General features: G+C 62.9%; 11 protein-coding genes, 1 tRNA gene and 1 riboswitch. Of the genes, 7 read left to right on the top strand and 5 right to left on the bottom strand.

Translation table 11 applies throughout. The annotated features are described in order from the left end of the window. Positions 1 to 76: 76 nt before the first annotated feature. From IEX16_RS18395 to IEX16_RS18380, 4 genes are all read left to right on the top strand, one after another. Positions 77 to 2,857 (top strand): circularly permuted type 2 ATP-grasp protein, encoded by a 2,781-nt coding sequence (locus IEX16_RS18395; RefSeq protein ID WP_188709942.1) that lies wholly within the window; start codon positions 77 to 79, stop codon positions 2,855 to 2,857. Positions 2,858 to 2,881: 24 nt separating this feature from the next. Further along, positions 2,882 to 3,814, top strand: a complete 933-nt coding sequence (locus IEX16_RS18390) for a transglutaminase family protein (protein WP_188709941.1) — start codon at positions 2,882 to 2,884, stop codon at positions 3,812 to 3,814. 123 nt (positions 3,815 to 3,937) lie between these two features. Next, positions 3,938 to 4,402 (top strand): RidA family protein, encoded by a 465-nt coding sequence (locus tag IEX16_RS18385; protein ID WP_188709940.1) that lies wholly within the window; start codon positions 3,938 to 3,940, stop codon positions 4,400 to 4,402. A gap of 195 nt (positions 4,403 to 4,597) precedes the next feature. Then, positions 4,598 to 4,752, top strand: a riboswitch (FMN riboswitch). A 102-nt stretch (positions 4,753 to 4,854) separates the two neighbouring features. Continuing rightward, positions 4,855 to 5,355: a 6,7-dimethyl-8-ribityllumazine synthase gene (locus IEX16_RS18380; protein ID WP_188709939.1), complete on the top strand. Its 501-nt coding sequence runs from the start codon at positions 4,855 to 4,857 to the stop codon at positions 5,353 to 5,355. Positions 5,356 to 5,359: 4 nt separating this feature from the next. Here IEX16_RS18380 and IEX16_RS18375 read toward each other — a convergent pair whose 3' ends face one another. Together IEX16_RS18375 and alaS are read right to left on the bottom strand one after the other, a co-directional pair. Continuing rightward, entirely contained in the window at positions 5,360 to 6,217 is an 858-nt protein-coding gene (locus tag IEX16_RS18375; protein ID WP_188709938.1) for a dienelactone hydrolase family protein, read from the bottom strand. Positions 6,218 to 6,255: 38 nt separating this feature from the next. Next, entirely contained in the window at positions 6,256 to 8,898 is a 2,643-nt protein-coding gene (gene alaS / locus IEX16_RS18370; RefSeq protein ID WP_188709937.1) for an alanine--tRNA ligase, read from the bottom strand. Positions 8,899 to 9,105: 207 nt separating this feature from the next. Between alaS and IEX16_RS18365 the strand changes: the two genes are divergently transcribed. The 3 genes from IEX16_RS18365 (at position 9,106) to IEX16_RS18355 (ending at position 11,151) form a co-directional block, all read left to right on the top strand. After that, positions 9,106 to 10,584, top strand: a complete 1,479-nt coding sequence (locus IEX16_RS18365; protein WP_188709936.1) for an NAD-dependent succinate-semialdehyde dehydrogenase — start codon at positions 9,106 to 9,108, stop codon at positions 10,582 to 10,584. Next, the gene (locus tag IEX16_RS18360; RefSeq protein ID WP_229676423.1) at positions 10,581 to 11,033 is read left to right on the top strand and encodes a DsrE family protein; all 453 of its coding nucleotides are present in this window, start codon (positions 10,581 to 10,583) and stop codon (positions 11,031 to 11,033) included. Before IEX16_RS18365 ends, IEX16_RS18360 begins: the two co-directional genes overlap by 4 nt. A 44-nt stretch (positions 11,034 to 11,077) precedes the next feature. Beyond that, positions 11,078 to 11,151: transfer RNA gene (locus tag IEX16_RS18355), tRNA-Gly, on the top strand. A 60-nt stretch (positions 11,152 to 11,211) separates the two neighbouring features. Here IEX16_RS18355 and IEX16_RS18350 read toward each other — a convergent pair. From IEX16_RS18350 to IEX16_RS18340, 3 genes are all read right to left on the bottom strand, one after another. After that, positions 11,212 to 13,452 carry a PAS domain S-box protein gene (locus tag IEX16_RS18350; RefSeq protein WP_188709935.1) on the bottom strand — a complete coding sequence of 747 codons (2,241 nt, stop codon included), beginning with the start codon at positions 13,450 to 13,452 and terminating at the stop codon, positions 11,212 to 11,214. Positions 13,453 to 13,471: 19 nt separating this feature from the next. Then, the gene (locus tag IEX16_RS20275; RefSeq protein ID WP_188709934.1) at positions 13,472 to 13,912 is read right to left on the bottom strand and encodes an ABC transporter substrate-binding protein; all 441 of its coding nucleotides are present in this window, start codon (positions 13,910 to 13,912) and stop codon (positions 13,472 to 13,474) included. A 62-nt stretch (positions 13,913 to 13,974) separates the two neighbouring features. After that, positions 13,975 to 14,946, bottom strand: coding sequence for a DMT family transporter (locus IEX16_RS18340; protein WP_229676422.1), 972 nt, complete (start codon positions 14,944 to 14,946; stop codon positions 13,975 to 13,977). Positions 14,947 to 14,987: the final 41 nt, after the last annotated feature.

Genomic DNA, 14,987 nt, shown 5'->3' with positions numbered 1-14,987 from the left:
ACCGCCCGGTTTGTGTCTGATAGACACCACAAACCGGGCGGTCGCTCCCCCTGCATGAGGGCATACTTGGGCCAGCGTGGAAAACAACCCCTCTCTTTTTGCAGCCGTAGCGCTGGAGTCTCCTGTCGATCTGGCCGTTGCACTGGCACAGCCGGCCTCAGCCGGTCACTTCGACGAGTTACACGGTCGGACGCTGGACAAACCGCCCCCCGCACCCACCCAGAGCCAGCAACAAAGCCAGTCGTCGCTGCATCTGGCCGGCACAGCATCCGTCACGGCCGTCCCGCCTGCGGCCATTGCCGCCACCCGGCCGCCGGCCAAGCTGGCACCCGACTGGCACCGCTTTTTCAATTTCCTCGGCGGCGATGGCTTTGACGACCTGAGCCACCGCACCGCCAACCTGCACCGCCAGATTCGCGACAACGGCGTGACCTACAACGTCTATGCCGATGCCAACGGCCCGCAGCGTCCCTGGTCGCTGGACCTGTTTCCACTGCTTCTGTCAGCCCAAGACTGGGCGCAAATCGCCACCGGCATCACGCAGCGTGCCCGCCTCCTGGACCGAATCATGGCCGACGTGTATGGCCCGCAGCAGTTGCTATCGCTGGGCCTGCTGCCAACGGCGCTGGTACAGGGGCACCCCGGCTACCTGCGCGCCATGCACGGCGTTCAGCCGGCAGGCGGCGCTTTTCTGCACATCGCGGCCTTTGATCTGGCACGCGGCCCCGACGGGCGCTGGTGGGTGGTCTCGCAACGCACCCAGGCGCCGTCCGGCCTGGGCTACCTGCTGGAAAACCGCCTGACTATCTCGCGGCTTTTCCCGCAAGCTTTTCGTGAAATGAAAGTGCAGGCGCTGGCCGCTTCCTACAAAGCGCTGATCGACGGCATGAAGGCCCACAGCCCGGCAGGTGCGCGCGGTGAAGACAGCCGCATCGTTTTGCTGACACCCGGTCCCTACAACGAAACCTATTTTGAACACGCCTACCTGGCGCGTTACCTCGGGCTGACGCTGGTTGAAGGCAGCGACCTGCTGGTGCGGGCCGACAAGCTTTACCTCAAGACCCTGCAGGGCCTGGAGCCGGTGCATGGCCTGCTCAAACGCCTGGACGACGAATTCCTTGACCCGCTGGAGCTGCGCTCCGACTCCACGCTGGGCGTGCCCGGACTGCTGCAGGTGATTCGCGCGGGCAATGTGCTGGTGGCCAATGCGCCGGGCTCGGCCTTTCTGGAGTCGAGTGCGCTGCTCGGTTTTTTGCCAGCCTTGTCGCGGCACCTGCTGGACGAGCAGCTGGCCCTGCCCTCGCTGGCCACCTGGTGGTGCGGCGAACAGGCCGCACTGCAGGAAGTGCTGCCGCTGCTCAAAAACTGTGTCATCAAGGGCACTTACCCCGACTCCGGCATTGAATCGGTGATCGCGCAGACGCTGTCCACCCGCGAGCTTGACGAATGGGCCGGCCGGCTGGTGCGGCGCAGCGACGACTACACCGTGCAGGCCTATTTGCCGCTGTCCCAGACGCCGACCTGGCATGGCAACCGGCTCGCGCCGCGCTCGGCCATGCTGCGTGTCTTCGCGGTGGCCGACGGCAGCGGCTCCTGGCAGGTGCTGCCGGGCGGGCTGGCCCGTCTGGCCGGCCCCAACGACAAGATCGCATCGATGCAGCAAGGCGGCAGCAGCGCCGACGTGTGGGCGATGGCCGAGACTTCCGCGCCTGCAGGCAGCGCAAGCATCCGCAGCAGCAGCGGTAAAAAATCGCGGATGGCGACCGAGGCCCATGCGGAACCCGTCGTCCAGGCAAGCCCCATCCATCTGGCACGCCACAAACCACCGGTCACCAGCCGCGCCGCTGAAAACCTGTTCTGGCTGGGCCGTTACACCGAACGCACCGAAAACGCCATCCGGCTCGCCCAACTGACATTGCAATCGCTGAGCGGCGAGGACCAGTCATCCCCGCCGCTGCTGGCCTGGCTGTCGGAGCTGGCCGTCAAAAACGGGCTGGTGCTCGACACGGTTCCTCCGGCCACGCAGGCGCGCCGTGTCTTCGAGCGCTCGCTAATCTCCAGCCTGGCCGATACCGAGCGCGCCGCCAGCGTCGGCTACAACCTGCGCGCGCTCAAGGGCGCAGCTTCAGCAGTGCGCGAGCGCCTGTCTCAAGAGCAGTGGCATGTGATCGTGCGCGCCGAGGAAGATTTTTTCCGGCGCTGCGAGAGCTTCACCGGCCCCGACCACCCGGTCACCCAGGCACTTGAATATTCGTCGGTCGAGGCGCTGCGCGCTCTGGAGTCGGCTAGCAGCTTCCTGGCTGCCATGACCGGCGCGCAGACTGACCGCATGACGCGCGACGACGGCTGGCGCCTGCTCAGCACCGGCCGCCATATTGAGCGCCTGAACACTCTGGCCGCCGCCTTGATGCTTGGTTTTGAAACCGGCGCCGTGCACGATGAAGGCGGCTTCGGCGCAATCGTTGCCTTGTTTGACAGCACCATCACTTTTCACGCCCAGTACCAGCAGCAGCGCGACGTTGCTGCCTTGCTGGACTTGCTGGTGCTGGACCGCGATAACCCGCGCTCGCTCGGATGGGTGGCGCAAACACTGCGCGGTCGGCTCGCGCGTCTGGCCGAAAACACGGTGGGCGCGCCACAGCCGGTGCCGGACCTGACACCCGGACTGCCCGACCCGGGCAGTTGGCAACTGTCTGACCTCTGCACGCCTGCGCCCGAGCTGCCACAAGACCAGCGTTACGAGGGCTTGCTGGCGCAACTGGGCCAGTGCTGCAATGCTGCCTTCGAACTCTCGGACACGCTGAGCCGTCGTTACTTCAGCCATGTGGCGGCGGACGAACACAGCCTGGGCACCTGAGCCGTCCTTTTTTTGATACCTCCGATGCTGCTACACCTTGTTCACGAAACGCGTTATGCGTACAGCCCGACGGTGGAAAGTGCGCACCATGTGCTGCACCTCAAGCCGGCCAGCCACGCCGGCCAGCAACTGCTGAGCCACCAGTTGACGATCAGCCCGCAGCCGGCGCAAATGCACGAGTTGCCCGACGTCTATGGCAACACCCGCACCTTCTTCTCGCTGCACACGCCCCATGAAGAGCTGACCGTGGTGGCCGAAAGCGTGGTCTCCACGCTGGCTGTGCCGGAGGCCAGCCACGCGTTGGCCGGGCTGGCGTGGGAGCAGGTGCGCGAGCAGTTTCGCTACCAGGCCGGCGGCGCGTATGACAGCGCCTGCGAGTTTGTCTTCGCCTCCCCCTACGTCCCACGCGACGAGGCCTTCGCGGAATTTGCCCGACCCAGCTTCTCGCCGGGCCGGCCCCTGCCCGAAGCCGCGCAGCACTTGATGGCGCGCATCCACAGCGAGATGGCCTACGACAGCGATAGCACCGACGTCGGCACGCCGGCGCTCGACGCACTGCAACTGCGCAAAGGTGTGTGCCAGGATTTTGCCCACATCATGGTCGCATGCTGCCGCTCCATGGGGGTGCCGGCACGTTATGTCAGCGGCTACCTGCTGACCAACCCTCCGCCCGGCCAACCGCGCCTGATCGGCAGCGACGCCTCACACGCCTGGGCCTCGGTCTATTGCCCGCTGGCCAGCGACGCCGGCGGCATGCGGCTTGCGATCGGGCAAAACGCGGGGGTCTGGCTGGACTTCGATCCGACCAACAACCGCGCCCCCGGCGAAGACTATGTGACGCTGGCCACCGGCCGCGACTTTCTGGACGTGTCGCCAATGCGCGGGGTGATCCGTGGCGGCGCCCGCCATGTGCTGGACGTGGCCGTGACGGTCACGCCGCTGCCCGAGCCGGGCTAGAAATAATTCCGGTTCGATCTGCAATTGCTACTGTTTTTATAGCTGCTTGCGCCCGTCCGACAAGGGCTAGAGGTCTTTTTAATCATCAACCGGTACGAAATTGCCGCATCAGGAGAGAACACCATGAGCACGAGCCCGATTTACGACAAACTCAAGGCCTTGGGCATCACGCTGCCACCAGTGGCGGTTCCCGCCGCCGCCTACGTGCCCTTTGTGCAGACCGGCAAGCTGGTGTTTCTGAGCGGGCACATCGCCAAAAAAGACGGCAAGCCCTGGGTCGGCCAGCTTGGCAAAAACATGAATGCAGAAGAAGGCAAGGCGGCGGCGCGCGCCATCGCCATCGACCTGATGGGCACGCTGCATGCGGCAGTGGGCGACCTCGGCAAGGTCAAACGCATCGTCAAGCTGATGAGCCTGGTCAACTCCACCGGCGACTTCACCGAGCAGCACCTGGTCACGAACGGCGCCAGCGAGCTGTTCGCCGACGTCTTTGGCGCAGCGGGCAGCCATGCGCGCAGTGCGTTTGGCGTGGCGCAAATCCCGATGGGTGCCTGCGTTGAAATCGAGCTGATTGCCGAGGTGGACTAAGCACACCCCGTGGAGGCTTCGCCTCCTCCCCCTTGCAGGGGCGGGCGCCTCGCGCCCGGCGAAGCCGGATCGCGGCCCCCGCTTGCAATGCGGTGTTGCAGCCTCTTGATCGAAACACTGTACCCAAAGCCCGCGCGCAGCTTCGGCTTTGAAACGGCGCTTAAAATTCTTGTGTGCCGGCCATTTACACCGGCACAGCGTTCTCAGGGCGGGGCGAAATTCCCCACCGGCGGTGTTTGCGTTAACGCGCATCAGCCCGCGAGCGCCCGGCTTTTTCAAGGAAGCCGGGGTCAGCAGATTCGGTTGAACTCCGAAGCCGACGGTCACAGTCCGGATGAAAGAGAGCGCGACGTCCATGGCCCCCGCCGTGGGCCGACGCCTGCGCGCCGGCTTGCCCGCGGACCAATGACTCGTGCGCCCTGAATTTCCATAGCCGTTTTCAGGAGAAGCTTATGAGTCAGCGACATCCCCCAACCAGCGCCTCGCCGCCGCAACTTCCTGCCCGGTTCTGTTTCATCCAGGCCAGTTGGCACGCCGACATCGTTAACCAGGCACGCGATGCGTTTCTGGCAGAAATGGCCAAGCATGAAGTACCGAAGCAGGACATCGACTTGCTGGAGGTACCGGGCGCCTTCGAGATTCCCCTGCATGCGCAGCAGCTCGCACGCACCGGCCGTTACGCGGCTATCGTCGCCTGCGGCCTGGTGGCCGACGGCGGCATCTACCGCCACGAGTTTGTCGCCGACGCCGTGATCAGCGGCCTGATGCGGGTGCAGCTCGACACCGGTGTGCCGGTGTTATCGGCCGTTCTGACGCCGCAGCACTTTCATGCCCACGAAGAGCATCAGCGCTTTTTCAGCGAGCACTTTGTCGTCAAGGGCACGGAAGTTGCGCAGGCCTGTCTGCGCACCGTGGCAAGTCTGAGGCAAGTTCAGGCTTTGGTAGCCGCTTGAGTTTTTACCGGAAGGCTTGTGCCAGCAGTTCGCGCAACCGCGCATAGGCCTGCTCGCGCGCCGCCGGGTTGGGGCCGACGTGCACGCCCTGCCCCAGGTTGACACCATTCGGCACGTCCAGGCGCAGCCGCACTTCGCCAACCGGACTGTCAAAGTCGTGGTAACTGTCGGCATAAAGATTGACTTCGGCACCCATCGTTTTGCCCAGTTCCACACAGGGGCCGGGCGGCGTCCAGTCGTCTTTTTCGCCGAGCATCAGCACCAACCGTGCGTTTGGCCTGTAGCCCGACTTCAAGGCAGCGCTACAGCCCGGGTAAAACGCCACAGCCAATGCAGGCTGCGGCAACTGTGCACGCACATCGGCACGCGACAAATCGGTGGCCGCCAGTACCGCGCTGCCGCCATGCGACCAACCGAGCAGCGCAATGCGGCCTGAAGTAGCCCAAGGCTGGGCGGCGACCCAGGCCAGTGTCCCCAGCGCATCGGCGCGCCGTTGCGTCTGGTCGATCTGGCGAGAGCCTATTTTCTGTGTGCACAGCTCGGACTCGCCACGCGGCGAGAGGCTGTCGGGAAAGACCGCTGCATAACCCTGCCCCACCAGCATATCGGCCATGGCTTGATGGCGAGCGTTGAGCTGGCCCCTGCGCGCACCCCGGCTGGCGTACAGGCCACCACAGCCATGCAATGCCACCACGCTGCCCCGAGGCACTGGGCCATCGGGCAGAACGACCCAGGCCTTGATCAGCGTGCCATCGTGGCTGGGGTAGCTGACTTCTTGCGGCGCGGCAGCCGCAGCAACTCCCCCCGGCAGACCAGTGGCCAGCAAACCACAGATAAAAAGTGCCTTTAGCCCTTTCCCCATATGCGCAAGCAGCTATTGATTAAGTAGCATGAAGACCGCTAGGCGCGTTCAGCCACCCAGGCCTGCACCGACGAAAGCGCACCGGCCAGCTTGGAGGCGTCGCTACCACCGGCCATCGCCAGGTCAGCCTTGCCGCCGCCCTTGCCGCCGACCTGCAGGGCGACAAAGTTGACCAGTTCGCCCGCCTTCACCTTGCCCACGCTGTCGGCCGTCACACCGGCGGCAATCTGCACTTTGTCGCCATCGACCGCCGCGAGCACGATCACCGCTGTCTTGAGCTTGTCCTTGAGTTTGTCCATGGTGTCGCGCAGGGTTTTGGCGTCCGCGCCTTCGAGCCGGGCGGCCAGCACTTTGAGGCCTTTCACATCCACCGCCTGCGCCATCAGCTCGTCCCCCTGCGACGAAGCGAGTTTGCCCTTGAGCGCGGCAATTTCCTTTTCGAGCGAGCGGACCTGGTCCAGCACCTGGCCGATGCGGTGCTGCAGCTCGGTCGGACTGGCCTTCAACGAGGAAGCCGCCGCCTGCATGGCGGATTCGAGCGACTGCAGATACGCCAGCGCATTGGCACCAGTCACCGCTTCGATGCGGCGCACGCCCGAGGCCACGCCGGCCTCGGCCACGATCTTGAACAGGCCGATGTCGCCGGTGCGGCCCACATGGGTGCCGCCGCACAACTCCTTGCTTGAACCAATGCTCAACACACGCACCTCGTCGCCGTATTTTTCGCCGAACAGCATCATGGCGCCGGTTTTCTGCGCAGCATCCATGTTCATCACGCTGGCGTCAGTGGCCTCGTTGGCCATGATCTCGGTATTGACGCGCGCCTCGATCTCACGGATCTGCTCATCGGTCACCGGTGCGTTATGCGCAAAGTCGAAACGCGTGCGCTCGGCGTTGACCAGACTGCCTTTTTGCTGAACATGATCACCCAGCACTTCACGCAAGGCCTTGTGCATCAAATGGGTGGCGCTGTGGTTGCGCACGGTGGCGGCGCGGCGCGCGGTGTCCACCCGGGCCAGCACCGCGTCGCCAAGCTTCAGGCTACCCTGGGTCTGGGTGCCGTGGTGGCCGAACACATCGGCCTTGACCTTCTGCGTGTCCTCGACGGTAAATTCCGTTCGCCCTGAGCTTGTCGAAGGGTCGGCACTTAGCGTGCCCTGGTCGCCGACCTGGCCGCCACTCTCCGCATAAAACGGTGTGCTGTTCAGCACCACAACACCACTCTGCCCTGGGTTAAGTGCCTGCACCGCCACGCCGTCGGCGTAGAGCGCCACCACCTTGGCGGGCTCTTCGAGGATGTCGTAACCGGTGAAGCTGTTGATGTCGCCGCTGTAGTCCAGCGCGCGGTCCATCTTGAACTTGCCAGCGGCACGCGCCTGGTTCTTCTGCCTGTCCATGGCAGCGCTAAAGCCGGCTTCATCGACCTCGACGCCACGCTCGCGGCAAACATCGGCCGACAGGTCCAGCGGAAAACCATAGGTGTCATGCAGCTTGAAGGCGACATCGCCCGGCAGCACCTTGGCGCCACCAGCCAATGCGGTGTCCAGAATCGTCATGCCGATTTCAAGCGTCTCGAAGAAGCGCTCCTCTTCAGCCTTGAGAACGGCCGTGATGCGTTTTTCCTCCGACGCAAGCCGGGGATAGGCCGCGCCCATTTGTTGCGCCAGGTCGGCCACCAGTTTGTGGAAAAACGGGGTCTTCTTGCCCAGCTTGTAACCATGCCGGATCGCGCGGCGGATGATGCGGCGCTGCACATAACCGCGGCCTTCATTGGACGGATTCACGCCATCGCTGACCAGGAAGGCAGTGGCGCGGATGTGGTCGGCGATGACAAACAGCGATTTATTGCTCAGATCTTTCTCGCCGGTCTCGCGCGAGGCCGCCTTGATCAGCGCGTCGAAGATGTCGATTTCATAATTGCTGTGCACATGCTGCAGGATGGCGGCCAGGCGCTCCAGGCCCATGCCGGTGTCCACGCAGGGCGCGGGCAGTTGGCTGACGCTGCCGTCGGCGGCCATATCGAACTGCATGAACACGTTGTTCCAGATCTCGATGAAACGGTCGCCGTCTTCATCCGGGCTGCCCGGCGGGCCGCCGGGGATGTGGGCGCCGTGGTCGTAGAAAATCTCGCTGCAGGGACCGCAGGGGCCAGTGTCGGCCATCATCCAGAAGTTGTCGGACTTGTAGCGGCCACCCTTGTTGTCGCCGATGCGGATCACACGCTCGGGCGGCAGACCAATCTCCTTGGTCCAGATGTCGTACGCCTCGTCGTCTTCCTCATACACGGTGGCCAGCAGGCGCTCGGGCGGCAGTTTGTAAACCTCGGTCAGCAGCTCCCAGGCCCACTTCAGCGACTCTCGCTTGAAGTAGTCGCCAAAGCTCCAGTTGCCCAGCATCTCGAAGAAGGTGTGGTGGCGCGCGGTGTAGCCGACGTTTTCCAGGTCGTTGTGTTTGCCACCGGCACGCAGGCAGGCCTGCACCGAGGCGGCACGCACATAAGGGCGTTTGTCGGAGCCCAGGAACACATCCTTGAACTGCACCATGCCAGAGTTGGTGAACATCAGGGTCGGATCGTTACCCGGCACCAGTGAACTGGAAGCCACCACGGTGTGGCCCTTGGACGCGAAAAAGTCCAGGAAACTCTTGCGGATGTCAGCGACGGTGAAAGTGGGTGTGCTCATGGTGTGTGGGTTGCGGGTGAGGCCAGCGCCAGCCGGGCCTGCAGCCCGGAGCGGCCGACCGCACCGGGGTGCTCGATTTGCCTTGGTTTTTGATTATAAGTTTCAGCGCGGCCGCGCCCGACCGGGGTACACAAAGCCTCACGACGCGCTATGCTTGGGAATTACACCAATGAGCCGCTGCAGCTCCCGTTTCCAGAAAGACCTCTAATGGACATGAAGACTTCCCCAATCTCGCTGCTCAAAGACCCCAGCCTGTTCAAGACCGACGCCCTGATCAACGGCCAGTGGCTCAAGGGCGCGGCCCGTTTCGACGTCAACGACCCGTCCACCGGGCTGAAGCTGGCTGATGTGGCCAACCTGGGCGCCACAGACGCCGAAGACGCGATTGCCGCCGCCAATTCCGCCTGGCCGGCCTGGCGCAGCAAGACCGGCAAGGAGCGCCACGCAATTTTGATGAAGTGGTACCAGCTTCTGATGGCTAACCAGGAAGATCTGGGCCGCATCATGACCGCCGAGCAGGGCAAACCTTTTGCCGAAGCCAAGGGCGAAGTCGGCTACGGTGCCAGTTTTGTCGAGTGGTTCGCCGAGGAAGCCAAACGCGTCAACGGCGAAACCCTGCCGCAGTTCGACAACAACCGCCGCCTGATGGTCTTGAAGCAACCCATCGGAGTCTGCGCGGCCATCACGCCATGGAACTTCCCGCTGGCCATGATCACGCGCAAGGTGGCACCGGCCCTGGCCGCCGGCTGCCCGGTGGTCATCAAGCCTGCCGAACTGACGCCGTTGACCGCCCTGGCCGCGGCCGAGTTGGCCATGCGCGCCGGCATCCCGGCAGGTGTGCTCAATGTCCTGACCGCCGACAGCGACAACTCGATCGCCGTCGGCAAGGTGTTCTGCGCCAGCGATACCGTGCGCCACATCAGCTTCACCGGCTCCACCGAGGTCGGCCGCATCCTGATGGCACAAAGCGCGCCCTCGATCAAGAAGCTGGCGCTCGAGCTGGGTGGCAACGCGCCCTTCATCGTGTTCGACGATGCCGACATCGACTCGGCCGTCGAAGGCGCGATGGCCAGCAAATACCGCAATGCCGGCCAGACCTGCGTCTGCGCCAACCGCATTTATGTGCAGGACGGCGTGTACGACCAGTTCGTTGAAAAATTCGCCGCCAAAGTGAAACTGCTCAAGGTCGGCAATGGTTTCGAGGATGGCGTGGTGCAGGGCCCGCTGATCGAAGACTCGGCTGTTGACAAGGTACAGCGCCACGTCGATGACGCGATTGCCAAGGGCGGCAAGTTGCTCGCCGGCGGCCACCGCATGAAGGGCCAGTTTTTTGAACCGACCGTGATTTCCGAAGCCACCAGCGACATGTTGTGCGCCAGGGAGGAAACCTTCGGCCCGTTCGCGCCGGTGTTCCGCTTCACGCACGAGCAGGAAGCCATTGATGCAGCCAACAACACCGAGTTCGGCCTGGCCAGTTACTTCTACAGCCGCGACATCGGCCGCATCTACCGCGTCGCTGAGGCGCTCGAATATGGCATGGTCGGCATCAACGCCGGCGTGATCGCCACCGAACATGTGCCCTTCGGCGGCGTCAAGCAGTCCGGCCTGGGCCGCGAAGGCTCCAGCCACGGCATGGACGAGTACCTCGAAATGAAATACCTGTGCCTGGGAGACATTCAAAAATGATGAACCGCAGACTGCTTCTCCAAGCCGGCCTGGTTGGCGCTGCCACCCTGTCCGCTCCGTTTTTGATAGCTGCTAACGCCCAGGGGACGGGCACTACAGGCCAAAAACGTCACAAAATCGTGATCCAGGTCAGCGACAACGACCCGGCCAAATGGAACCTGGCACTGAACAACGCCAAAAACCTGCAGGACGACGTCGGTGCCGCCAACGTGGACATCGCCATCGTCGCCTACGGCCCCGGCATCGGCATGCTCAAGCTCGAGTCACCGACCGGCTCGCGTGTCGCCGATGCGATGAAAGCCAATGTGCGTGTGGTCGCCTGTGAAAACACCATGCGTGCCCAGAAAATCGCCAAGGACGACATGCTGCCCGCCATCAGCTATGTGCCGGCCGGGGTGGCGGAAATCATGAAAAAGCAGGGCGAAGGTTGGGCTTATTTGCGCCCCTGATTTTTCCTGGAATCGTGCGCCCTGAGGTTTTACAATCAGTCCACGCGGGTGTAGTTCAATGGCAGAACTTTTGCTTCCCAAGCAAATAGCGTGGGTTCGATTCCCATCACCCGCTCCACTTTTTTGGCCTGTTGCCGGCGCCTTGTGCCGGCTTGACCATCACGCAGTTATTGGCGCGTCAACCCTGCGCCTTGCCGAGCGTGAAATAAAACGCCGCGCCCTGCCCTTCAACAGCGTGTGCCCAGACCCGTCCTCCATGCCTGGAGATGATGCGCTGCACGGTCGCCAGGCCAATGCCGGTTCCCGCAAAATCCGTCGGCGAATGAAGTCGCTGGAAGGTGCCAAAAAGCTTGTCCACATGGGCCATGTCAAAGCCGGCACCGTTGTCCTTGACGAAATATACAGTTTCACCATGGGTGCCGGCCTCAGAGCCAATATCAATTCGTGCCGACGGCTGCTTGGACGTGAATTTCCAGGCATTGCTCACCAGGTTGTCCATGACGACCGACAGCAACACAGGGTCGGCGTGCGCCAGCAGACCCTGCTGGATGTGTACCTGCACCTGACGCGCAGGGTCCCGTTCCTCGCACGCCTGCACCGCCCGACTGGCGATGGCCGCGAGATCGACCACTGCGGAACGCAGCGGATCGCGCGTGAGTTTGGCCAACGACAGCAAACCCTCGATCAGCTCGCCCATCTGCCGGGTTCCCGCGCGAATTCGGCTCAGGTAATGCCGTCCTTGCTCGCCGATTTTGTCCGCGCTCATGCGCTCCATCAACTGGCTGAATCCGTCAATCGTGTTCAGCGGGGAGCGAAGGTCGTGTGACACGGAATAGGAGAAGGCTTCCAGCTCCTGGTTCACCGCTTCCAGCTCGGCGGTGCGCCGCCGCACACGGTCTTCCAGCTCGGCGTTGAGACGCAGAATGCTGTCCTGCGCCTGCTTACTTTCGGTGATGTCCTGGCAGGAGCCATGAATCCGGGTGATCTTGCCGCTGCTGTCCCGCAGTGCCTCGGCAATGGTTCGTATACATACGCGGCGCCCGCTTGTATTGACGACCTCTAGCGACAGGTCAAACGGTGTGCCGTCCCGCATACATGCGTCAAATGCGGCGGTGATTTTTTCCCGGTCCTCGGGCGCGTATGCCAGCAAAACGTCGTGCAGCAGCGGCTTGCTGCCCAGAGGCACGTCGTGGATTTTGCAGACTTCGTCGGACCAGAGCACTTGATCGGCAGACAAATCCAGCATCCAGCCTCCAAGCTGCGCGGTGCGGCCGGCGATCTCCAGCATCATCTCGCTCTGGCGCAGCTTGTCCTCTGTCGCCCGGCGCGTCGTGATGTCCTCAACCACCGCGATGACATGCGTCGGCGTCCCATCGGCCGAGCGCACCAGAGACACCGTGGCATGTATCCATACGAAACCGCCACCTTTTTGCAGACGGCGCTGATCATCGGTGAACGCATCGAATTCGCCGTCAAGCATGCGGTTCCTGAGCCCGAGATAACGAGGCAGGTCTTCAGGGTGGGTTCGATTGCGCATCTCCATGGTGCGCAATTCGTTCTCGGTAAAACCGGTGATCGCGTAATAAGCGGGGTTGGCCATCAGCAAGCGGCCATCGGGCGTATTCATCACGAGGCCTGCTGCCGTGGTCTCAAACATCAGTTGAACCATCTCTTCGCTGACTTTGAGCTGTTGCTGCACCTTGGTCCGGTGGCTGACTTCCGCCTGCAGTTCCTGCGTCCGCTCACGCACCCGGCGATGAATCTGGATATTCCAGAGAAACCCCAGCGCCACAAGTGCGAAGCCCGCCAGGCTGACGCCTGTCAGCCACCGCAGCAGCAAGGGATCGATCCCGGCGCCGGGCTCATACATCAACCCCTTCAGTGAATTATCGGTACGCACCAGGCCCTGATTCGCCAGCGTGCGTGCGATGTGCTCGAACCGGCCTGGGTTCATATGCCCGATCTCCACCACATCGGGAAGAATAAAGGGCAGCATCTCCACGGCTTCCCGAACCAGCATCGCGCGCGTCAGCCCCCGTTGTGCGACACCGTCCGTCCCCATGATCAAACCGGCGATTTCATCGCCATGATTGAGCGCATAGTCCCAACCTTTGAGGCTGGCGCGCAGGAACGCGGCGGTGCGTCCAGGATTTTTCCCGACTTCAGCCTCCGTCGTGAACAAAATGTCGCCGTAGAAATCAATGCCGTAGTCCAGGCTGCGTATTGTCGATGGCGCCACGCCACGAGCCAGTAACATCGCGGCCTCCACGGTGGCGTACGCTGACATGGCGTCTACGTCGCCTGCGATCAGGTCTTCAAGGTTCCACGATTGCGGAACAATATTGATACGCTTCGGATCGATCCCCTCGCTCTGCAACATGGCGCGCAACTGGATGGCGCCCTGGTGTTCCGATAGCATGACCTTTGCGCCTATGAGATCACTGGGCACACGGATATTTGCGATCCTGCCGGCTCAGGATGACATAGGGTGAATGCTGGAAAATCGCCGCCAGCGCCACAATCGGCTGCCCGTTGATCCGGCTTGTCACCAGGTCGGAATCACCAATGCTGTACTGGGCTTGACCACTGAGGACGGTGGTCACCGGCGGCCTGTCCGGACCGCCTTCCCTGATCGTGACCTCCAGCCCTTCGTCCCTGTAAAAGCCTTTCGCCTGAGCCGCGTAATAACCCGCGAACTGAAACTGATGTCGCCACTTGAGCTGCAGGGTCACACGCTCGGGTTGGCGTGTCCCTTCCTTGGCGAGCGCCGGGCCGGTGGCGCCGGTCCAGAGCACCAGCGCAGCCAGGGAGATCGTGCCAACCGTATGCCAGCCTCCCGAGATCACCCAGGAGGGCAAGGAAGAGTGAGAGCCATGCATTGTGATTTCAGTCTAGCACCCCCATGCCCCGGCGCGAAGCCTTTTAGCGCCGCTCTGGCCCCTCATGTAACCAGGATCAACGCCACGCCCGTTAGCGTCAGGGCGCCGCCCAGCAAAGTCGGTGGCGTGATCTTTTCGCTGTTTTTCAACAGCAAATAACTCATGGGAAACACCAGCACCGGCGTGCACAGCGTAATTAACGCCGCAACGGAAACCGGGATGTATTTGAGTGACAGGATCAGGCACGTCTGCGCGGAAATCGTCAGTACCCCGCTGATCGCAAAAAGCACCATGCCGCGCCGGTCGGCATTTTTGAACTTGCCAGGCAGTTGTTTCTTGTCCTGGCTGAACAGGGCATGCAGCACCAGCCCGCCACTGGCCCCAATCAGTGCGCCCAACAGCGCCTCGTCCCAGTTGCGTATCGCCGCGCCGCGAAAAATATTGCCCAGTGCATAAGCGAAGGAGCTTCCCACGCCCAGCAACCATGCGGACTGCAGCCACCGACGAGAGCCGTTTTTTGCTGCTGACAGACTGGCCGCCTCCGCGCCCTGCGCGGCGACTTCCTCAGACAGTGGCAACTTCGATGAGGCGCCCGGCACAGGAATTACCAGAAGTAAACCGCCTATCGCCAAGCCCATGCCGGCAAGCTCCAGCGGCTGCAAAGTCTCGCGCAGAAAGGCCCAGGCCAGCAGCGCGGCAAACAGCGGGCTGGTGATCTGGAAAATGCTGGCGCGGGTCGGCCCAAACCGCACCACCGATTCCAGGAAAAACCAGCGCCCCAAATAGGTTGAGCATGCGCCGGCGAGCACGAACAGATAAAAACCTTCCGGATGCCACAACACGCGGTCTTCGCGCCAGGCAAGCTGAATGAAAAACAGCAGCCCGGCAAACAGCACGTTGACCGATACCGAGACCAAAAACCCCAGGTTGAGGTTGAGCCGCGCGGCGGCGATCTTGGTCAGGATGATGTTGACAGAGAACAGCAGCAGCGCAACCGCAGCAAACAGCTCGCCGGTCACGGCGGCTGTCAGCATGCGCTCAGACCCGCCGCCGGCGCGCCACCGACAGTGACCCG

Source organism: Polaromonas eurypsychrophila, assembly GCF_014641715.1.
GTDB classification, from domain to species: domain Bacteria; phylum Pseudomonadota; class Gammaproteobacteria; order Burkholderiales; family Burkholderiaceae_C; genus Polaromonas; species Polaromonas eurypsychrophila.
Note: the sequence above shows the minus strand (reverse complement) of the source record. Positions and strands in the feature narration are given on the sequence as shown.

Coding starts and splice junctions, on each gene's coding strand:
- IEX16_RS18375 (WP_188709938.1), bottom strand. CDS start 6,217: ATGGGGAAAGGGCTAAAGGCACTTTTTATCTGTGGTTTGCTGGCCACT.
- IEX16_RS18360 (WP_229676423.1), top strand. CDS start 10,581: ATGATGAACCGCAGACTGCTTCTCCAAGCCGGCCTGGTTGGCGCTGCC.
- alaS (WP_188709937.1), bottom strand. CDS start 8,898: ATGAGCACACCCACTTTCACCGTCGCTGACATCCGCAAGAGTTTCCTG.
- IEX16_RS20275 (WP_188709934.1), bottom strand. CDS start 13,912: ATGCATGGCTCTCACTCTTCCTTGCCCTCCTGGGTGATCTCGGGAGGC.
- IEX16_RS18390 (WP_188709941.1), top strand. CDS start 2,882: ATGCTGCTACACCTTGTTCACGAAACGCGTTATGCGTACAGCCCGACG.
- IEX16_RS18365 (WP_188709936.1), top strand. CDS start 9,106: ATGGACATGAAGACTTCCCCAATCTCGCTGCTCAAAGACCCCAGCCTG.
- IEX16_RS18380 (WP_188709939.1), top strand. CDS start 4,855: ATGAGTCAGCGACATCCCCCAACCAGCGCCTCGCCGCCGCAACTTCCT.
- IEX16_RS18340 (WP_229676422.1), bottom strand. CDS start 14,946: ATGCTGACAGCCGCCGTGACCGGCGAGCTGTTTGCTGCGGTTGCGCTG.
- IEX16_RS18350 (WP_188709935.1), bottom strand. CDS start 13,452: ATGCTATCGGAACACCAGGGCGCCATCCAGTTGCGCGCCATGTTGCAG.
- IEX16_RS18385 (WP_188709940.1), top strand. CDS start 3,938: ATGAGCACGAGCCCGATTTACGACAAACTCAAGGCCTTGGGCATCACG.